At 47.7% G+C, this 21,102-nt stretch carries 18 protein-coding genes and 1 pseudogene; 14 read left to right on the top strand and 5 right to left on the bottom strand.

The genetic code is table 11. The features are described from left to right. Positions 1-674, bottom strand: a 674-nt coding sequence (locus K4A83_RS07405) for a hypothetical protein (protein ID WP_265263830.1), incomplete at its 3' end; no start/stop codon positions are given. A gap of 255 nt (positions 675-929) precedes the next feature. After that, positions 930-1,433, bottom strand: coding sequence for a hypothetical protein (locus K4A83_RS07410; RefSeq protein ID WP_265263831.1), 504 nt, complete (start codon positions 1,431-1,433; stop codon positions 930-932). 367 nt (positions 1,434-1,800) lie between these two features. Here K4A83_RS07410 and K4A83_RS23880 point away from each other — a divergent pair. The 10 genes and pseudogenes from K4A83_RS23880 to K4A83_RS07455 all read left to right on the top strand — a co-directional run. Further along, positions 1,801-1,884: pseudogene (locus K4A83_RS23880) on the top strand (UPF0175 family protein); the annotation flags it as partial. Then, the gene (locus K4A83_RS07415) at positions 1,881-2,267 is read left to right on the top strand and encodes a hypothetical protein (protein WP_265263832.1); all 387 of its coding nucleotides are present in this window, start codon (positions 1,881-1,883) and stop codon (positions 2,265-2,267) included. The pseudogene K4A83_RS23880 and the gene K4A83_RS07415, both read left to right, overlap by 4 nt. 409 nt (positions 2,268-2,676) lie before the next feature. Next, the gene (locus tag K4A83_RS07420; protein WP_265263834.1) at positions 2,677-3,132 is read left to right on the top strand and encodes an ATP synthase subunit I; all 456 of its coding nucleotides are present in this window, start codon (positions 2,677-2,679) and stop codon (positions 3,130-3,132) included. A 233-nt stretch (positions 3,133-3,365) separates the two neighbouring features. Next, positions 3,366-4,127, top strand: a complete 762-nt coding sequence (atpB, locus tag K4A83_RS07425; protein WP_265263835.1) for a F0F1 ATP synthase subunit A — start codon at positions 3,366-3,368, stop codon at positions 4,125-4,127. 158 nt (positions 4,128-4,285) lie between these two features. Beyond that, complete coding sequence (atpE, locus tag K4A83_RS07430; protein WP_017307105.1) at positions 4,286-4,531, top strand: ATP synthase F0 subunit C; 246 nt, start codon at positions 4,286-4,288, stop codon at positions 4,529-4,531. Positions 4,532-4,640: 109 nt separating this feature from the next. After that, positions 4,641-5,138 carry a F0F1 ATP synthase subunit B' gene (locus K4A83_RS07435; RefSeq protein WP_265263836.1) on the top strand — a complete coding sequence of 166 codons (498 nt, stop codon included), beginning with the start codon at positions 4,641-4,643 and terminating at the stop codon, positions 5,136-5,138. 19 nt (positions 5,139-5,157) lie between these two features. Next, positions 5,158-5,682 carry a F0F1 ATP synthase subunit B gene (locus K4A83_RS07440; RefSeq protein ID WP_265263837.1) on the top strand — a complete coding sequence of 175 codons (525 nt, stop codon included), beginning with the start codon at positions 5,158-5,160 and terminating at the stop codon, positions 5,680-5,682. Positions 5,683-5,686: 4 nt separating this feature from the next. Then, positions 5,687-6,238, top strand: coding sequence for an ATP synthase F1 subunit delta (gene atpH / locus K4A83_RS07445; protein ID WP_265263838.1), 552 nt, complete (start codon positions 5,687-5,689; stop codon positions 6,236-6,238). Between the two features lie 38 nt (positions 6,239-6,276). Continuing rightward, on the top strand, positions 6,277-7,794 hold the full coding sequence (gene atpA, locus K4A83_RS07450; protein WP_265263839.1) for a F0F1 ATP synthase subunit alpha: 1,518 nt from the start codon (positions 6,277-6,279) through the stop codon (positions 7,792-7,794). A 145-nt stretch (positions 7,795-7,939) separates the two neighbouring features. After that, positions 7,940-8,884: a F0F1 ATP synthase subunit gamma gene (locus K4A83_RS07455; protein ID WP_265263840.1), complete on the top strand. Its 945-nt coding sequence runs from the start codon at positions 7,940-7,942 to the stop codon at positions 8,882-8,884. Positions 8,885-8,964: 80 nt separating this feature from the next. On the opposite strand, the gene K4A83_RS07460 is transcribed toward K4A83_RS07455, so the two are convergent. The 3 genes from K4A83_RS07460 to K4A83_RS07470 all read right to left on the bottom strand — a co-directional run bounded on the left by K4A83_RS07460 (position 8,965) and on the right by K4A83_RS07470 (position 13,171). Continuing rightward, positions 8,965-10,677 carry a SulP family inorganic anion transporter gene (locus K4A83_RS07460; RefSeq protein WP_265263841.1) on the bottom strand — a complete coding sequence of 571 codons (1,713 nt, stop codon included), beginning with the start codon at positions 10,675-10,677 and terminating at the stop codon, positions 8,965-8,967. 133 nt (positions 10,678-10,810) lie between these two features. Continuing rightward, the gene (locus K4A83_RS07465) at positions 10,811-11,674 is read right to left on the bottom strand and encodes a universal stress protein (protein WP_265263842.1); all 864 of its coding nucleotides are present in this window, start codon (positions 11,672-11,674) and stop codon (positions 10,811-10,813) included. Between the two features lie 6 nt (positions 11,675-11,680). After that, complete coding sequence (locus tag K4A83_RS07470; protein WP_265263843.1) at positions 11,681-13,171, bottom strand: SulP family inorganic anion transporter; 1,491 nt, start codon at positions 13,169-13,171, stop codon at positions 11,681-11,683. A 50-nt stretch (positions 13,172-13,221) separates the two neighbouring features. Between K4A83_RS07470 and sipA the strand changes: the two genes are divergently transcribed. From sipA to K4A83_RS07490, 4 genes are all read left to right on the top strand, one after another. After that, on the top strand, positions 13,222-13,452 hold the full coding sequence (sipA, locus tag K4A83_RS07475; RefSeq protein ID WP_265263844.1) for a regulatory protein SipA: 231 nt from the start codon (positions 13,222-13,224) through the stop codon (positions 13,450-13,452). A gap of 84 nt (positions 13,453-13,536) precedes the next feature. Continuing rightward, complete coding sequence (locus K4A83_RS07480; RefSeq protein ID WP_265263845.1) at positions 13,537-17,841, top strand: PAS domain S-box protein; 4,305 nt, start codon at positions 13,537-13,539, stop codon at positions 17,839-17,841. A gap of 988 nt (positions 17,842-18,829) precedes the next feature. Next, positions 18,830-20,395, top strand: a complete 1,566-nt coding sequence (locus K4A83_RS07485) for a diguanylate cyclase domain-containing protein (RefSeq protein ID WP_265263846.1) — start codon at positions 18,830-18,832, stop codon at positions 20,393-20,395. 259 nt (positions 20,396-20,654) lie between these two features. Continuing rightward, positions 20,655-20,906: an RNA recognition motif domain-containing protein gene (locus tag K4A83_RS07490; protein WP_265263847.1), complete on the top strand. Its 252-nt coding sequence runs from the start codon at positions 20,655-20,657 to the stop codon at positions 20,904-20,906. Positions 20,907-21,102 lie beyond the last annotated feature (196 nt).

Raw genomic sequence — 21,102 nt, forward strand, 5'->3', positions numbered from 1 at the left:
ATGACGGATGGGGCAGGCGGGATGACGGGCGGGGCAGGCGGGATGACGGATGGGGCAGGCGGGATGACGGATGGGGCAGGCGGGATGACGGGTGGGGCAGGCGGGATGACGGGCGGGGCAGGCGGGATGACGGGTGGGGCAGGCGGGATGACGGGCGGGGCAGGCGGGATGACGGGCGGGGCAGGCGGGATGACGGGGGCTTCAAAGGAGAACCCGGTGAGGGTGTTGGGCGTGTTCAGGGTGATTGTGCCGCCCGTAATGTTTTTGGTAACGTTGCCAAAAGTAAGCCAAGCTGAATCTACCGTGAGATCGAGCTTGCCCGTAAATGGGGTTGATGTGCCGTTCACATAAGCGTTGCCCGTAAAATCATTAGTACCGATGGATTGAAACATTGTTGTAGTAATAACACCGATGGCAAGATTACTGTTGTTTCCTGCGGCAAATGGCCCGGTATAAACGCCAAAGGGAGTGATGAGTGTCCCAGTTGGATTTTGTATAACATCCAATAAATAATCACCAGAAACATTACCCCCAGTTACATTAATGGTGACTTGCGCTTCGCTGGGTGTTGGGTTGCTTAAAACAGTTCCCAAGCCAATTACACCTGCTACTGCTGAATAAAGAACGGGTTTACCTAATCCTTGAAACAAAGAATCGAGTTGAAGTAAATTCATTGTGAGATGTTGTAGTTTCTAATGTGAACAGTAAGGTGGGAACCGTCTGGGGGTTAATGCTGCTGTTTCTAGCAGATTTAGGTACAGCAGCATTATTGCCAACATGAGTTACGGATAGGTTTAGCTCAATAAAAGAGCGCGAATGCAAACGTTAAAGATCTGGGCTTTTATCCTTGCGGCACTGGTCTCCTAAAGTTGGATCACTGGTTTTTCGTTGACTGAAACCCTTGTACAGCACACATTCCAAGAATCATCCTACTTTAACAAGCCAGTGCCATCCTTGCAAACCCCACCACCATAATTACCCCATTCAATTTTCTTGATTGGAGAATCGCTCATGTAGCTCACTTCATGCTGTTTCCGGTCACGCCGAAAAATCGAGAGGGTATAACAATCTCCAGTATCATCCGTGAATCCCAAATACATACTGCCACCATACCAAGCGGCGGGTCCTTGAGCGTCAACCTGAATAGTTCGCGTGAAGGGACTTGATGCCGAATCAACGACTTGAATGCTGTAAACCTTTGCATCATTGTTGGCAACTATACACTCGGTCAGATTGTCATGCCCCTTGAGAGTGACATATTCATTCGCACTGAGTGAACTGTTTGCGGTCGCGGAGCCATTTTCGCCGCAGCTATTGACCTGAAACTCGGCTGGTGTTGCCGCTAACGCACTGGGAGCAGCCCCCAGCAATACTGTACAGACAATGGCCAACGCCATCATCGCGGAGAGAAGTTTTTGACGTAAAGTTTGCATGGGTTTAGAAACCTCCAAAAAAATAAACAAACAAAAACACCGGATGAGCCAAACGCTCACCCGGCAAAACCTGAACTCAGCCAGTGAATATTTTGCGACGAAAGAATAGTCTTGGGTCGCGGGTATCGCCCCCCTTAAACCAAGGGCAACAGTCTCCCCCCCCCTACAGCCATCAGCATTTCAGCCAACACCCCCGCCCCACTGAAGAGCAACGCAGGAGCGCAACGAAACACAAATTTCTGGCGATCGGAGAATATCAACACGGGAAAATAATCAAATACCAACACATCTCAATTTAAGCTAACCAAATAACCCTCGTCAAGACAGTGTGATCAAACTCACACCGCCATGCCATGGTGATCCTGATGCTAGTCGTCACATCCCAGTAAATTAGGGGATAGAAAATTTTGAACAGGACATTCAAAATCTACGAGAGATGGGCAGATTGTGATTTATGTTTTCGTTGTGGCTGCTATCATTGAGGGAAATAATTTAATTGTTGGTGGGGCAACGATGAGCTTGGTGATTTCAGGAAATATAGTTAGTAATACTTCACCAATTTTAAATTTAGCGACTGTTGGAAACTTAAACCTATTGCAAGAAATTTATGGGACAATTCTGATTCCATGTGCGGTACGAGAGGAATTGTTGGATGAGCGAGCTGGGCAAACAGTGATCACAGCCGTTCAATCAGCAACTTGGTTGGAAGTTCATTCAGTGCAAAATCAACAATTAGTTGCTGAGTTAATCCCTCGTGTTAATATTGGTGAGGCGGAGGCAATTCCACTCAAGCAAATTTTAGAATCAGTCGCGAAATGCAGATATTTTGAGTGAAGCGAACGATTGACATACTCACCGTGCTAATGACAAGCAATCTACGCAGGGAAAGGCATAGTTTGTCTAGCCTAAAAGTACATAGTGCTTAAACAGTACATCCAAAACCAAGAAAAGCCGCCCTAGAAGGGCGGGGTTTTAAACCCATTTTTCTGATAACGACTGTACTAAACGCCAGCGATCGCTAATCGGCAATTGCAATGCCTGGGTTTGTAGCTCTTGTCGTGTCATCAGCCAACCTGCCAGAGGGAGATTCATCAATTTGCCTCTCCCCTGCTCCCGACTCCCTACTCCCCGTCCCAACAACTGTTCACATTTATTTAACAACGTCCCCCCCCGTGATAATATTGCAGATGGCTCGGTTTTATCTGGATCGTAAGTCTAGAGAACATCTGTCGTATAAAAACCCGTGAACTCTCCTGAACCCTCACTAGAACCCACCTCCTCCGTGGAGGACACTGCCACCGAAGCATCCACCAGCGAGAATTCTGCGGCTTCTGCCGGAGATTCAATGGAGGAATATTACAAGCTTCAAAAAGCCTTGTATCTTGTGACATTAGGGTTAACGGCCTTTATTTTTATCTGCGTTTCGATAGCCTACAGCCTCAACACAGGCCTGAATTATTTAATCGGTGCTTGTGTCGGCGTGGTGTATCTCCGAATGTTAGCTAAAGACGTAGAGAAAATTGGGGGACAGAAACGGAAGTTAGGGATAAACCGCTTGGCTCCGATTATCGGAGTTTTATTAGTGGCTACACAACTGGACCAGTTTCAGATTGTCCCCATCTTCCTCGGATTTATGACCTACAAAGCCGCCATTATTGTCTATGTGCTGCAAACTACCCTCTTGCCAGCACAGCGATAAATCCCGTACAGAAAGCCTCGTTTTCGCCAAAGTCCGCGTCGTGAGCGCCGTTTTTCTGGGATGTAAATAAAGTAAACAGTGTTCCCCTCCGGGGTCAACACCTAAAGAATGGGGCTAACCCCTAATGATTGGGTGAGCGTTCTTCTGCTGATAGTCAGCCGAAAGCGCGCCCGGGTTGATGCTGTTTTGCTGTTGTCTTAAGTTTACTGAAGTTCTGGGGAAAAACTCACCGCATGGAAATTCTAGATGGTTTGAGCCTTTTCAATACCTTCCCCCTAGCTGAATTAGAAGTCGGCAAGCATTTTTATTGGGAAATTGGGAATTTCCAATTACACGGGCAAGTCTTCCTAACTTCTTGGTTTGTCATTGCCCTGTTAATTGTCGCCGCCCTAGCTGGAACCCGTAATATCCAAGTTCAGACGGCTCCGAAGGGCTTCCAAAACCTGATGGAATACGCCTTAGAATTCATTCAGGATCTGGCCAAAAATCAAATCGGTGAAAAAGAGTATCGACCTTGGGTGCCATTTATTGGTACTTTGTTCTTGTTCATCTTTGTTTCCAACTGGTCAGGGGCGTTAGTTCCTTGGAAGCTCCTTGAAATTCCTGGAGGCGAGTTAGCGGCACCAACCAACGATATTAATACCACCGTTGCTTTGGCACTGCTTACGTCTTTAGCTTATTTCTACGCTGGTTTTAGTAAGCGTGGGCTGGGCTACTTGAAAAAGTATATTGAACCCACCCCCATCTTGCTACCCATCAATATCTTGGAAGATTTTACCAAACCTCTTTCCCTGAGCTTCCGTCTATTCGGTAACATTTTGGCCGATGAATTGGTCGTGGCGGTGTTAGTGTTCTTGGTGCCGTTGATTGTGCCTTTACCTGTGATGGTGTTGGGACTATTTACGAGTGCGATTCAGGCGCTAATTTTCGCCACCCTCGCTGGTGCGTACATCGGGGAAGCGATTGAAGGTCATGGTGGGGAAGAACACCACTAACAGGGTTCTTCTGTTAGTCGGTTGATCAGTCCAAGGATCAAAAAAACTGGTCAAAAAAACTGGTCAAAAACACCCATTTTTAAACAGCAGGTTCTTTAGAGTCTGGCTGGTTGCATAGAAACAACAATTCAAACATTGAGTCAAAGGAAGGAAAGATTATGAATCCTACAATTGCTGCTGCCTCCGTAATTGCTGCCGCCTTAGCTATTGGTTTAGCGGCTATTGGGCCTGGAATTGGTCAAGGGAATGCAGCCGGACAAGCGGTGGAAGGGATTGCTCGTCAACCCGAAGCTGAAGGGAAAATTCGCGGCACCCTGTTGTTGAGCTTGGCTTTCATGGAAGCACTGACCATTTATGGTTTGGTGGTGGCTCTGGTGTTATTGTTCGCCAACCCCTTTGCTTAATTCATCCGCTCGACGGGGTTAAGGCTTCGTCAAACCTAAAAAAAGTAGAGGCGTAGTGAGCTACGTCTCTACCCTAAATTCGGAACGTTAAGCTATAGGTTTGATCAAAATGATGCACTGGACAGTTTTATTGGCTACAGAAGTGGCTGAAACTGTAGCCGAAGAAGGCGGGGGATTGTTCGATTTTGATGCAACCCTGCCCTTGATGGCCATTCAATTCGTGGTTTTAGTGGCAGTCCTAAATGTCCTGTTTTATAAGCCATTGGGGAAGGCGCTGGATGAGCGAGAGGAGTTTATCCGCACCAAACAGCAAACGGCACGCGATCGCCTAGCCCAAGCCCAAACCCTCGCCCAGAAGTATGAGCAGGAATTGGTGGATGTTCGCCGTCAGTCCCAAGATATTATTGCCTCAGCCCAAAGCGAAGCGCAAAAAATTGTGGCGGGCAAAGTGCAAGAAGCACAGCAACAAGTCCAGCAGCAGCGAGAAGCGACTGCTCGCGAGATTGAACAGCAAAAAGCGGAAGCCTTTGCCTCGTTAGAAGGACAAGTAGATGCTCTGTCGCACCAGATTCTAGAAAAACTCCTAGGGCCGGAATTAGTCAGATAACAGGATTGAGAGAAGGAGCATGGGCATAGTTTTTTATTTAGCCACGGAAGGAGCAGAGCGTGGCTTTGGTCTGAATTTCGATATTCTAGAGACCAATCTCTTTAACTTAGTCATTATCATTGCAGTTCTGTTTTATTTTGGACGGCAATTTTTGGGGACGATTCTTTCCCAACGCCAAGCCAGAATTAGTGAAGCGATTCAAGAGGCAGAACAACGGGTGACGGCGGCGGCGACCCAATTGGCGGAAGCCCAGCAAAATCTCGCCCAAGCGCAAGATGAAGCGAAGAAAATTCGAGCCAATGCGGAAGCAACGGCGGAGCGGTTGAAAACGGAAATTTTAGCCAAAGGTGAGGCGGAAATTGCCCGGATTCAAGAAACGGCCGCAGCTGACCTCAGTACAGAACAGGATCGGGCGATCGCAGAATTGCGTCAACGAGTGGCAACGCTGGCATTGGCCAAGGTTGAAGCCCACCTCAAAGATCATCTGGATGATTCAATCCAAGGTGAGTTGATTGACCGTTCTATTGCTCGCATCGGAGGGTAACGCCATGAATAGCACATTGTTGAGCAGTGAAATTGCCGAACCCTACGCTCAGGCGTTGATGGCTCTTGCCCAATCCAAGGGTCTGACCGATGAGTTTGGTGATGATTTACGCTCCCTAGAAGGTCTATTAGAGGCCTCCCCGGAGTTGGGGTTTTTTATCAGCAGTCCGGTAGTGAAAGAGGGGGATAAAAAAGCGATTCTCCACCGTGTGATGGGCGATCGCACCAGTCCCTACTTAATGAACTTCCTGATGCTACTCGTAGACAAGCGGCGCATTGTGTTTTTAGAGCCGATTGTTGCTCAATACTTGGCCTTGTTGCGCAAGTTAAACAACGTCGTACTCGCTGAAGTCACCTCAGCCCGGGGACTCAGTGACGGGCAAATTCGCTCGGTGATTGACCGGGTGAGAGGGATGACCCAAGCCCGCGATGTGGAATTGAAAACCCAAATCGACCCCGAGATTTTAGGGGGCGTGATTATCAAAGTTGGTTCTCAGATTATTGATGCCAGTCTACGCGGACAACTGCGGCGTATTGGCATGAGTTTGAATGCCTAGTGGCAACCCCTTGTAAAACACAATCAATATAGAGAAACATGGTTAGCATTAGACCAGACGAAATTAGCAACATTATTCGCCAGCAGATTGAATCCTACGACCAAGATGTTCAAGTCTCTAATGTAGGGACAGTTCTTCAGGTTGGGGATGGGATTGCTCGGATTTATGGCTTAGAAAAAGTCATGGCCGGGGAATTGGTCGAGTTTGAAGATGGCACCGTGGGCATCGCGTTGAACTTGGAAGAGGACAACGTGGGGGCGGTATTGATGGGGGATGGCTTCGGGATTCAAGAAGGCAGTACCGTTAAAGCCACCGGAAAAATCGCCCAAATCCCCGTGGGTGACGCGATGGTAGGTCGGGTAGTGGATGCTTTAGCTCGTCCCATTGATGGCAAGGGCGATATCCAAGCCACCGACAGCCGTTTAATTGAATCCGGCGCACCGGGGATTGTCGAACGGCGCTCGGTGTACGAGCCGATGCAAACCGGGATTACGGCTATTGATGCCATGATTCCTGTGGGTCGGGGTCAACGGGAGTTAATTATCGGCGACCGTCAAACCGGGAAAACGGCTATTGCTATTGATACCATCCTCAACCAAAAAGAAGAGGATGTGATTTGTGTCTATGTGGCCATTGGTCAAAAAGCCTCTACCGTGGCGCAGGTGATTGGTGCGCTGGAAGAGCGGGGGGCTTTGGATTATACCGTCATTGTGGCAGCTAATGCTAGTGACCCGGCTACCCTGCAATATCTCGCCCCTTATACTGGAGCGGCGATCGCAGAATATTTCATGTATCAAGGGAAAGCCACCTTGGTGATTTATGATGACTTGTCCAAACAAGCCCAAGCTTATCGCCAGATGTCCCTGTTACTCCGTCGTCCCCCCGGTCGGGAAGCTTACCCCGGAGACGTTTTCTATCTCCACTCTCGTCTGTTAGAACGGGCGGCGAAACTGAGTGATGACCTAGGGGGTGGTAGCATGACCGCTCTGCCGATCATTGAAACCCAAGCTGGGGACGTTTCGGCCTATATTCCCACCAACGTGATTTCTATTACCGACGGACAGATTTTCTTGTCCTCTGACCTGTTCAACTCCGGTTTACGTCCGGCGATTAACGCGGGGATTTCTGTGTCCCGGGTGGGATCGGCGGCGCAAATTAAGGCCATGAAACAGGTGGCTGGGAAGCTGAAATTAGAACTGGCTCAGTTTGATGAGTTGGAAGCCTTCTCTCAATTTGCCTCGGACTTAGATGCAGCGACTCAAGCTCAACTGGCACGGGGTCAACGTCTGCGGGAACTGCTCAAACAACCCCAATATTCTCCTTTAGCTGTTTATGAACAGGTGGCCATTGTGTACGCTGGGATTAACGGCTATATGGATGATGTTCCGGTGGATCAAGTGACCCGCTTTACCCAAGGCTTCCGGGACTACATCAAGAACAATAAAGGTCAGTTCGTTGAGATCATCAAGTCTGAGAAGAAACTCACGGATGCCGCAGAAACTATGCTGAAAGAGGCGATCGCTGAATTTAAGCAAGCCTTCTTAGTGTCCGCTTAATGGCCATCAGAGGGGAGGGAGGGAAGGATGAGGGATGTCTCCCCAAACTCCCTAGATCAGGTTTAGGGCTTGAATCTAGGGCATCGATTTAATACTTCCCCATCCCTCCCCTAGCCTGCTCAACTCTGGATTCTCAACTACTGTCATGCCTAATCTAAAAGCTATTCGCGATCGCATTCAGTCGGTCAAAAATACTCGTAAAATCACCGAAGCCATGCGTTTGGTGGCCGCCGCCAAAGTGCGCCGCGCCCAAGAACAAGTTACGGCAACTCGTCCCTTTGCCGACTGTTTAGCCCAAGTCCTCTATGGACTGCAAAACCGTCTCCGTTTTGAAGATGTAGACCTGCCCCTGCTCAAAGAGCGGGATGTGGAAACCGTCGCCATTTTGGTTATTTCTGGCGATCGCGGTTTGTGTGGCGGCTACAACAACAACGTGATCAAACGGGCCGAAACCCGGGTCAAGGAACTGCAAGCCGAAGGTGTAAAACATCAATTGATTTTAGTGGGACGGAAAGCGACTCAATACTTTGAGCGCCGGGAAGCCCCTATCAGCCAAACCTACACCGGATTAAACCAAATCCCCTCCGCCGCCGAGGCCTCGAAAATTGCGGATTATTTACTCTCCCTCTTCCTCTCAGAGACGGTGGATCGGGTTGAATTGATCTACACTAAATTTGTGTCCCTGATCAGTTCTCGTCCGGTGGTGCAAACCCTCTTACCCTTATCTCCCCAAGGGTTAGAAGTGAGAGATGATGAAATTTTCCGACTCACCACTAAAGGGGGAGAATTCAGTGTCGAGCGGGAAACGGTGCCCTCTGAAGTGAAAGCCTTACCCAAAGATATGCTCTTTGAACAGGATCCAGTTCAGATTTTAGACGCGCTGTTACCCCTGTATTTAAATAACCAGTTATTGCGCGCTTTACAAGAATCCTCGGCCAGTGAATTGGCGGCACGGATGACGGCCATGAACAACGCGAGTGACAACGCCAGTGAGTTAATGAAAACCCTCACCTTGTCTTATAACAAGGCTCGTCAAGCGGCTATTACTCAGGAATTGCTGGAAGTGGTGGCTGGAGCTAACGCGCTGTAGTCTAAGGGAGCAAGGGATTTTATCCCCCATCAGCAGTAGGGTGAACGGTTTCACCCTACTTTTTTCGGTCTATTTTTTTCTCAACTCACCACTAAAACCTCTGGACGGATGTATTCAAAAGCCGCTTGTAGGGCTTGAGAACGATTTTGAATCTGATGGATTTGGGGGACTAAATGGGGAGCCATTTCGAGTCCTTTTTTAGCTTTACGGGATTTGGTCAGTTGCTCTAACTCTAGTTGTTCAAGGCGGTTCTGCACTTGTCCGGGATTGGCGACGATCCAAACTTGACGATGATTGGCGATCGCATCTTGAACAATGGATTCAATGGCTAGGGCTGCTGTTACGCCAATAGTGGGAACTTCGCTTAAATCCAAAACTAAAGCCCGATACTGCTTGACGTGCGCCATCCGTCGGGTGATACTCTTAGCCGCCCCAAAACTCATCGGACCTCCTAACTGCACGAGCAAAATTTCCCCCTGTCCTTGAGTGAGAATTTCCTGTTCCCTCGGGGTCAAGTTATGGCCTTGAGTGGGATCGGTAATGGCGTGAATGCGATCGCTCTGTAGATCAGTCAGGCGCTTAATCGTCAGCATATTCGCCACAAAAGCCCCCACTAAAACGGCTGTGATCAAATCCACAAAGACTGTTAACAATAGCACCAAATACATAATACCCGTCCCCTTGAGGGACAGGCGAGGGGAGCGTTTAATAAAGCCCCAGTCCAAAATATCAATACCTACCTTGAGCAACAATCCGGCCAACACAGCCAGGGGAATTTGCGCTGTTAAGGGGCCCGCTTGCAAGACCACGACAAGCAGAATGAAAGCGTGTATCATGCCCGAGAGGGGCGTTTTTCCTCCCGATTGTACATTGACCACCGTGCGCATAGTAGCCCCAGCCCCCGGTAAACCGCCAAATAGACCGGATAACAGATTCCCAATCCCTTGACCGATTAACTCTCGATCCGAATCATGCTGGGTGCGAGAAATACTATCGGCCACCAAAGAGGTTAACAAGGAGTCAATCGCCCCCAATACCGCCAACATCAGGGCATAACGGAACATATCCGTTAATTCATTGAGGCTAAAGGTGGGGAAACGGGGAGTCGGAAATCCCCGAGGAATTGAACCAATCCGCTCAAGGGGAACATCACTAAAAAAGACCACTGAGACGATGGTCACGACCACTAAAGACACTAAAGGGGCGGGGAGAATCTTATTAAAACGCTTCGGCATAGCATAAACTATCGCTAAAGTCAATAGTCCCAGACCTAAAGCTACCCAGTTAGGTTGTGCCAAGTAGTTAGGCAGTTGTTCCAAGGTATTGACCACCCCCCCGGGTCCGGTATGACCTAACAGGGGCGGGATTTGCAGCAACACGATAATCACTCCAATCCCCGACATAAAGCCAGAAATCACCGTGTAGGGGATGAGGGTAATATACTGTCCGAGACGCATCACCCCGAAGAGGATTTGTAAGACACCCCCCAACATGACCACGGTAAAGGCCATCGCCAGTCCGGTGTCTGGGTGTCGGGCTACAAGGGTAGCAATTACCGTCGCCACTACCACCGTCATGGGGCCTGTGGGGCCAGAAACTTGGGTCGGCGTTCCCCCGCAGAGGGCAGCAAAAAAGCCGACAATCATTGCGCCATAGAGTCCGGCGATCGCACCGGCCCCGGAAGCCACCCCAAAAGCTAGCGCCAACGGCAACGCAACGATAGCGGCCGTTACCCCCCCGAAGAGGTCGCCACGCCAATGGCGAAAATGAATATTGTTTATTGGGTTAAACACAGTATTTTGAGTCTTGTTTCTTACGAGTTATCAGACCATGTGCTTAGTATTTTCTAACGTTTTGGTCACTTTTTGTAGATCGCTTCGAGATGCTACGCGAACAGCACCCCTCTAGATAGGACTTCGGATCTCCCTAACGGAAGACTAACACCGGGATGGTACTACGGCGCAAGATTTGGACTGTTGTACTCCCGATGATTAAATGACGGATGCGGCTGTGTCCGTAAGCCCCCATGAGTAGGAGGTTTATGGATTGTGCCTGAACATATTCTGCGATCGCCGTTTCCGGATTGCCGATCCTCAGAGAACATATCGGGTCAAATCCTCCCTGACGCGCCCTTTCTCCGGCCTCATCAAGTCGAGCATGGGCAGTTTTATCCTCCTCCCCTTTCCCCACCGTCACAATATGGAGTTCTAGCCCTTGAAAGAGGGGAGATTTTAGTAAAAAGTTCAAAACGTTCTGACCGCTTGAACTGCCATCATAGGACAATAAAACCCGTTCAATGGTCTGAAAATCTCGCGAAGTAATCAAACAAGGATGACGACTAGAGCGGACAATTCGCTCGACATTAGCCCCCAAATGACTAGAGGCAAAATCCGCCGTTTGTCCCCGTTTTCCCAAGACCATTAAATCAACTTGTGGCTCAAATTGTTCGAGACAATCGAGCAAAAAACCCGTTTCATGGATCGATTGAACCTCCTCCACCCCATGACCCATTAAAACCGCCTGGGCATCCTGTAAAATTAACTTGGCTTGTTGATGATCTAACTTCGCCTTTTCATATTCCAAACTCACCAACTTATTTAACAACTGTTCCGAGGCATCAACCCCAATACTGCCGCTAAAATTGCGCGCTTTGACCGCCGCTCGACTCCGGGCATCGGTGACATATAAAACCTTAACTGTTGCCCCCAAACGACGGGCAAACCATGCCCCATATTGATAGCTACTTTGGGCAAAAATCGAGCCATCGGTACAGATTAAAATGCGTTTCATGGTGTTTTAACTCCCTGAAGAACCGGCCGTGCCTTGCAGAACTTTCGGGTCTTGGTGAATGGTTAACTTTTCAACTAACGTGGCACTAGCTTCATTGAGTCCGACTACCTCCACATCAGCCCCCATGCGCCGAAATTTGAGGATTACCCGATCTAAAAAAGCCACAGATCCTTGATCCCATAAATGAGCATGAGTGAGGTCAATGGTGATGCGCTCGAATACTTCGTTAAAATTAAAGTATTCAAAAAACTCATCTTTCGAGACAAAGAAAATCTGTCCCCTCACTTCATAGATACAATGATTTCCGGCTTCATTGACAAACTTATTAACAAAAACCAGTTGGGCAATTTTTCGGCTGAAGAACACCGTACTCATCACAATTCCTGTTACCACTCCTAGGGCAAAATTGCGCGTAAAAATGGTGACAAACATGGTGGTTAACATGACAATCGCTTCACTACGGGGGACTTTGCGAATATTGCGTAGAGAAGACCAGCGAAACGTGCCAATAGACACCATAATCATGATGGCCACTAGGGCAGCCATCGGCATTTGTTTGACAAAATCTTGTAAAACCAAAATGGCAAACAGCAGGAAAACCCCAGAACAAAGGGTCGATAAACGCCCCCGGCCTCCAGATTGAATATTAATCACCGATTGCCCAATCATGCCACAGCCTGCCATGCCTCCAAAAAAGGCGGTGATAATATTAGCAATGCCTTGTCCTTTGGCTTCTTGGTTTTTATCGCTGGGAGTATCGGTTAATTCATCCACTAAAGAAGCGGTTAAAAAGGAAGCCAATAAACCGACTAAAGCCAAGGTTAAAGAGTAGGGCAAAATAATTTCTAAGGTTTCCCATGTGAGGGGAACTTGAGGTAAGGCAAAGAGGGGGAATTCTGTGGGTAATTCTCCCATATCTCCCACCGTGGGAACGTCAATTTTTAGGGCAATGACGGCCAAGGTCATGACGGCCAAGGTGACAAGGGGGGAAGGAATCACTTTGGTAAAACGGGGCAGGATGTAAATAATCGCCAAGGATAGACCCGTTAGGATATAAACTGCCGGGGGTTTTCCGGTGAGTTGGGGCAGTTGTGCCAAGAAAATCAAGACCCCCAAGGCGTTGATATAGCCTAACATGACCGCCCTCGGGACATATTTCATCTGGCGACCGAGTTTCAAGACTCCGAATAGCACCTGAATGATGCCTGTAAGGAGGGTAGCGGCTAATAAATAGGGCAAACCATGATCTTTGACCAAATCAATCATCAGTAGAGCCATCGCCCCTGTAGCGGCGGAAATTGACCCCGGTCTACCTCCGAGAAAGGCGGTCATCACGGCAATGATAAAGGAGGCATAGAGTCCTACTTTGGGATCTACTCCTGCAATAATGGAAAAGGCGATCGCTTCTGGAATTAAAGCCAGTCCAACCACCGCCCCCGCCAGTATATCAGCCTGTACATTTGAGAACCATTCTCGTTTGATTGTGTTGATATTCAATTCTTCTCCTTCAATGCTTAAAATCTCGTTTTTGTGACTATTGCCAAATTATGACCCCAAATTTCCCTATAGGAACCCGTGTCCGTCTCGTGAGTCGTCCTCCCTATTTTAAAACAGCCGATCCCATGCCCATGTTACGTCCCCCGGATTTAATTAAAATCGGAGAGGAGGGGATTGTCATGGATCGTCGTCCGGGGGATTATTGGGTGATTCGTTTTAACCGGGGTGCCGTGTTATTAGAAGCCCAGTATTTGGAACTTGCCCCCCCAGTTGTTCCGTGAGTCCAAACCTCTGCATTGCCAAGGAATGGTAGAGGGGGGCGGAAATTTGGCACAATAGGATGATGGGGTTTCTCGGTGAAACGTATGACTATTTTTCCCCCGATTTCTGCTGAGAGTTTTGCTAATGGTTGTCCGGGAGTGACCCAACAAATCTTAGAGGTTTTGCCTCTCGGAGTGGCATTACATGGAGTCAGTGGACAACTGAACTATTTAAACCCCGTTGCCCAGTCTTGGTTTAATCTTCAACTGGAACATCCCATTCCCTTAGCCAAGATCAGTCAGAGTCTCCGGTTGTGTCGGGCTTCAGGAGAAGGATTATATCCCACGGAACAACTACCCATTAGCCAAGCTTTAAGGGGACAAAGTGTAACAGTTTCGGATCTCAAAACCGAACAAGGGGGAGAAGTCAAAGCCCTAAAATTAGAAGTCCATCCTCTGTGGGGGGAGGAAAAACAGATTATTGGTGCGATCGCCTTTTTCCATCTTTTAGCCTCCCCCTCTCCCCCCGGAAAGCAGCAGGAGAACATTTTAGAACGTCTCACCACCAACGTTCCGGCTGTCATCTATCGTTATCAAATCAACGCCACAGGTCAAGATCGCATCACCTATATTACGTCTCGCTGTCGAGAATTGTACGAACTAGAACCCGAAGTCATTTATCAAGATGCTCAGGTGCTATGGCATCTCATTCACCCGGAAGATATTCCCCAGCTGTTGGAGTCGGTTGGAGAATCCCAACGCACTCTCAGCCCTTGGTCTACAGAACATCGTATTCAAACCCCCTCGGGGAAATTAAAATGGATTCAGGCCTTTTCCACCCCCCAACGCCAACCCAACGGGGACACAGTGTGGGATGGGATTATGATGGACATCACGGAACGGAAACAGGCGGAAAAAGCCCTCCAAGATAGTGAACGACGCTATGCCGCTTTAGCAGATATTGCCCCAGTGGGCATTTTTCGCAATGATTTAACGGGCAACTGTATCTATAGCAATGAATATAGTTTAAAGATCATTGGTCTGAGTCGGTCGGAAGCATTGGGACAAGGTTGGATGAGTGCCATGCACCCGGACGATTGTGATCGCATTCTACAAGCTTGGCTCAATTTTGTTCAGCAGGGAGAACCCTTTGCCTGTGAATACCGTTTTCTCCACCCCGATGGCAAAATAATCTGGGTCTATGGTGAAGCTGTGCCAGAACAGGACAGCGAGGGCAATATTACAGGCTATGTGGGGACCTTGATGGATATTACGACCCAAAAACAAACCCACCTCGCCCTACAGGAAAATCAACATTTTATTGAACAAGTTGCCAACACTTCTCCCAACCTAATTTATATCTACGATCTCCAACTTCAACGCAACATATATACTAATCGAGAAGTCACCCAGTTATTAGGCTACTCGGCTGAAGAGGTCAGAGCAATGGGCAATAATTTTTTGGCGGAGATTGTCCATCCACAAGACTTCCCCCGAGTCGTCACCCACCTTCAGAATTTTCCCCAAGCATCAGAGGAGGAGGTGCGCGAGATACAATACCGCATTCGTCATGCTAACGGCTCTTGGCGTTGGCTGTGGAGTCGAGAGACGGTGTTTAAACGAGACGAAAACGGGCGAGTTCAGCAAATTATCGGCGCAACTCAGGATATTACCCGCCACAAAGCTATTGAAGCCGCCCTCATGGCCAGTGAAAGCCGTAGTCAGGCCATTTTATCAGCAATCCCGGATTTAATGTTACGGGTGCGCGCTGATGGTCAATGTTTAGATTATTTACCCCCTGAAGACTCCTATGCTCAGTGTTTTCTGCCCATTGACAGCCATCTGCGGGAAATTTTGCCCCCTCCCTTGTTCGAGCGTCAGCTAGCCGCCATTCAACGAGCGATTACTACGGGGGAACTCCAAGTTTATGAACATGAACTGGTCAAGGACGGCCAACGTTGTTATGAAGAGGTGCGCATTGCGGCCGTGAGTTTGGAAGAGGCCTTAATTATTGTGCGGGATATTAGCGATCGCAAACAAGCGGAACTCCTCCTGCGCCAAAGTGAAGCCCGTTTTCGTCGCCTCACCGAAAATGTCCCCGGTGTCGTCTATCGCTATTACCGAACAGACAACGGTCAGGATCAATTTACCTACGTTAGCCCCCGTTGTCTAGACCTGTTTGAAGTCCCCCCCTCCACCATCCAGCAAGATGCTCAAGTCCTCTGGCGGATGATTCATCCCGATGATGCTAGAGTCATGCAGGAACGAGCGCCCCTTGCCGCACAAAACCTCATCCCCTGGCAAATTGATTATCGTCTCACCACCCCCTCGGGTCAACAAAAATGGTTACAAAATTTTGCTTCCCCTGATGTCGCTCCCGATGGCACAGTATTCTGGGATGGGTTAATCATTGATATTACCAAACGCAAAGCCGCCGAACAATTAATTGCAGACTATAACCGCACCCTAGAGCAGAAAGTTCAACAACGCACCTTAGCCCTAGAACAAGAAATCTTAGAACGGGAACGCATCGCCCTAGCTCTCCAACAAAGTGAAACCCGCTTTCGAGCGATTTTTAATCAGGCCTTCCAGTTTGTGGGATTGCTCCAACCCGATGGCATTTTACTAGAAGCCAATCAAACGGCTTTAGATTTTGCGGGTATCACCTTAGAAGATGTGGTAAATCAGTATTTTTGGGACTGTTGGTGGTGGCAAGTATCCCCCGATACCCAAGAGCAATTAAAACAGGCGATCGCCCAAGCTGCCCAAGGGGAGTTTATTCGTTATGAAGCCAAGGTTTGGGGCAAAAATAAACAGGTGATTACCATTGACTTTTCCCTGCGTCCCATCCGCAATCAACAGGGAGACGTGATGTTATTAATCCCAGAAGGACGAGATATTACCAACTTAATGGAAATTGAGGCCCAATTACGTCAGGCCAAGGAAGCGGCCGAAATGGCCAATCAAGCCAAAAATATTTTTATGGCCAATATGAGTCATGAATTACGAACGCCCCTCAATGCGATTCTCGGCTTTTCCCGCTTAATGAGCCAAGATAGCAATTTATCGGTCAGTCAACAGGAAATCCTGCGCATTATTCACCAGAGTGGGGATCATCTACTCGCCCTGATTAATCAAATTCTCGACCTCTCCAAAATTGAGGCCGGACAAATGACGCGCCAAGATACCCCCTACCATCTGGTCGATTTGTTCGGGCAGTTAAAACCTTTATTTAGCCTCAAAGCCCAAGAGCAAAACATCGTCCTCCAGTTTGATATCCCCAAAGATATTCCCCCTTATGTCTGTGTTGATGGGGGGAAGTTACGACAGGTGTTAACCAACTTACTCCACAATGCCCTGAAATTTACCACCTGTGGGGGGGTGATCTTGCGCGTTAAAACCCTCGAAAAATCGAAAAATCAAGCCCTTTTAGGGTTTGAAGTCCAAGATAGCGGCATGGGGATTGACTCCCGAGAAATCGCCCGTTTATTCCAACCTTTTGAACAATCCTATCATCAACCCCAAAACAATGAGGGAACAGGATTGGGGTTAACTATTTGTGAACAGTGTGTGCGCTTGTTAGGAGGTCAGATGACGGTGTTGAGTCAAGGTTATGCCTTCACCCCACCCCATCAACTGGAATCCTCCCCGGAAGCTCCCCCGATAGGAACGATTTTCCGGTTTACCTTACCCGTCTTGATTCCCACTGCCGCAGAAATCCGCTCCCTGACTACCTCTCAACTCCCTGACTCTACCACCCCTGATTCTATGTTAATCGCTGTGAGCGATCGCACCTGTTCTCAGACCTTAGAATCTTGGCTCAAACCCTTGGGCTGCAAACTTTACCAGACTCCAAGCCCTGAAGAGGCGATCGCCCTCTGTCACAGTCATAGTCCAGCCCTAATCTGGTTAGAACTTGACCTCTCACCCCAGGATAATTACGAACTCATCGCAACCCTTCTCTCTAGCACCGACTCCCCACCGACTCTAATTGTCCTCAGTCCTCTGTTATCCCTTGAACATCAAGACACCCTCCTCCGATTAGGTTGTTCCGATTTCCTCCGTCTTCCCCCACAACGGCAAGATGTTCTCGCTATCCTGACTAAATATTTAGACTTGTCTCACCTTCCCCTCGACACCCTACCCAGTTCCCTACTGAATGTGGACTCTTCTGACCATTCATCTTCCCTCACCCCCTCTGACTTAACCCCCTTACCCCACCACTGGCGACAAGAATTTGCCAGTGCTTTGATTGAAGGAGATATGGAAAAAATGATCGGGTTTATCGCAGAGATTCCCCCGGAAAATTATCCGTTGGCTCAGTCTCTCTCCTCCTTAATTTACGATTACCGCTTTGAGGAACTTTTAGAGTTGTTGACTCATCCCAATGGCGGATCTTCTTTACCCTAAATTCATTTAACTCCCGTTAAAAATAAATTTTTGATAAAGATGTTACTTAAACTTTAATCGATGGCTTAAACTGGATCGAATGATTCCAGAAATAGGCTTATTTTACTGCAATGTTGCGTTTTCATCCCCATCCCTTTGTGGGTGGGGAGCTTCAACTAACTATTCTCACGTAGTCAATTAGTTCTGTTCATTGATCTTATTCATTTAACTTAAGTGACACCACTGAGTTTTGTTGAATTTTCGGTAAGCTCAGGTTATAATGCCAGTAGGGGCATACTAAGTATGTTTTTGGCATCCGTTTCTATTTTAAGATTTTTCTTGCTTTGATTTTATTGAAAGTATTAAGCTGCTTCAAATTAGCTCAAAAAACAAGTTTAGCTCAAAAAACAAGTCGAATTGAAGTCGAATTCAGTCTAATACTACAACTTTATTTATAGTATTCCATTTGTTTCGACTCTTGCACCCAAGTTAATTTAAACACATTTCGGCCTGTGTTTTTAATAAGTAGTTTAAATTTTGGGTTGTAGCAGCTTAGTCAGAGTTCTTTTAAATCCGAAATCACCAGCCCTGTTTGTGTAGTAATGTGTTAGAACTCCTCTGTATAGCAATCCTAAATAGGCTGTGGTAGAGGGAATCATGAATTACCCCTAGGATATAGGTTAAATTTCCCAAAACATTACAACTCAAATAGGATGGCTAGAGTTCTAGTCCTAATGCTTACGGGCTACCCAGTTGCTCACGAATTGTTATAGTGCCCAAGGACGATTGTTCGGAAGATGCTATAACTAGACTCAATCAGCAACAATCCCAAAGACCTTAAGTTAAGATGACAGGGAATGCTCCTAGCCTAACCTAGTGCTGACCTGTAATCATTCAACTTGAAGCTTTTTGTTCACGTTCTGCCCAAGTAAGGTCAATTTTCTCCCCACTTGTGGGATAGGGTTTTTTGGAGGCAGATTAGTAATCTGATGTTGCAGATCAAAGAGTTATGACCCAAACAAGGCGGTTAATTGAACCCAGCCCCAAAGCGGATTTTTTGCCCCATCATCACAATATTTTGGTGGTGGATGATACTCCCGCAAATCTCAATTTGTTGACGCGGATTTTGGGCAATGAAGGCTATAAAGTGCGAGTCGCTCCCAATGGGAAAATGGCGATTCGTTCCGCCTTGAGTAATCCCCCGGATTTAATCTTGCTGGATATCAAAATTCCAGATTTAGATGGCTATAGTATTTGTCAAAGGTTAAAAGCCGAACCCCAGACTTGTGATGTGCCGATTTTGTTTATCAGTGCTTTAGATGCTGTGATTGACAAAATCATGGCGTTTAGTGTGGGGGGGGTGGACTATATTACCAAGCCTTTTGAGCCAATGGAAGTGTTAGCGCGCATTGAACATCAACTGCGTTTGCGCTATTTCCAACTGCAACTAGAACATCAAAATCAACAGTTACAGTTATTGTTTGATACCAGTCAGGCGATCGCACAAGCCCAAGATGTGTCCACGGCCTTTGAGGCCATTTTAACCCGCATCTGCGAAACCTTGGACTGGGATTATGGAGAAGCTTGGACTCTCAACTCAGATCAGTCCCATTGGATTTATAGTCAAGCCTATTATTGTCCTAATCCGGTGGCTGAAGATTGGCTAGTCTTACGGCAAAATCTGGCTTTTGCCACAGGTCAAGGATTCATTGGCAAAGCGGCCGCCAGTCGGGAGATGATTTGGTTTAATGCCGTCTCCCATGAGTCTTGTCCTGATTATCCCATCTGTTCCCAGTTACTCGAATTCGAGAATTTCCGCAATGGACTCGCCTTGCCCATTTGTTTGGGGGAAGATGTATTAGCGGTGTTGATGTTTTTTCATCAGACCCCCCCGATCAATAGCCCCAATCCCAAAGGTGAGCAACAGATTCGTCAATTACTTAAGGTTGTTGCTACCCAGTTAGGGGAAATGTTGCAACGCAAAAAGGCTGAAACCGCTTTGCAAGAAGCAAATCGAGAGTTAGAACGCTTGGCGACCCATGATGGTTTAACGAAAATTGCCAATCGTCGCCATTTTGACCAATATCTGCAAGATATTTGGCTAGAGACGCAGGAGAAGGGAGAATACTTGTCTTTGATTTTGTGGGATTTAGACCACTTTAAGCAGTATAACGATTGCTATGGCCATCCAGCAGGCGATCGCTGTTTATACGAGGTGAGTCAGGCCGCGAGTCGAGTAGTCCACCGGAAAACAGACCTGCTAGCCCGTTACGGAGGGGAAGAGTTTGCGGTGATTTTACCCAATACCCCTATTCAGGGTGCGATCGCCGTAGCCCAAGGCATTCAACAAGCCATTTACCAACTGCAAATTCCCCATAAAACCTCCTCCGTCCGTCCCTACATTACCCTGAGTTTAGGCATTGCTAGCTTAATCCCCCAAGCGGGGTACAGCCCTCAAGAGTTAATTCAACTGGCCGATTTAGCCCTCTATCAAGCCAAAAATTCCGGGCGAGATCGTTGGTGTTATGAAGCCCTCCCGACCCAGCTACGCCAGCGTGGGGGTGTCTCCTGCTAGTCTTAGAGTCCAGATAACAGACCAAGCTAAACCGACTTCTAAGCTATGCTCCCGTATGACTTGTCACTCCTTGGGAGAATCATGTTATAATTAAGAGCGAGACTAGGTTATCGGCAGTTAAGTAATGCGATCGCAGGACAGGAGTTTTACATCGGTTTCGTGTTTTACATCGGTTTCGTGAACGTTCTTGTAGACTTGCCTCCGAGTTCCCATCTCTACACACATTTAATTGGTTTTGATCTCAAGAGAGAGGTAAGGAATGACAGTTTATATTGGTAATTTGTCCTTTGACGTAACAGAGGAAGACCTCAACAGTGTTTTCGCTGAATATGGCTCCGTGAAGCGCGTGCAAATGCCCGTGGATCGTGAGTCAGGCCGCAAGCGTGGTTTTGCTTTTGTCGATATGGACACAGAAAACGAAGAAACCTCAGCCATTGATAGTCTTGATGAGGCTGAATGGATGGGGCGCACTTTGCGGGTGAATAAAGCCAAACCTCGTCGCGGTCGCTAGAATCCCTAGAATGATTTAAAGGGATCATGGAAGAACTTGAAAAGAGCATTGCAGTATCCAACTCTCAAACGTATCTTCAAGCATTAATACCTAGAAGCTTAAGCACTCAAGCCTGAAAGTCTATTTCTGAACGGCAATTGTTCAGTCAGGGCAATAACTATCAGTTTAGCTGGCTTTTTGGTAGTGCATAACGTTA

The organism is Spirulina subsalsa FACHB-351, assembly GCF_026130165.1.
Lineage (GTDB): Bacteria > Cyanobacteriota > Cyanobacteriia > Cyanobacteriales > Spirulinaceae > Spirulina_A > Spirulina_A subsalsa_A.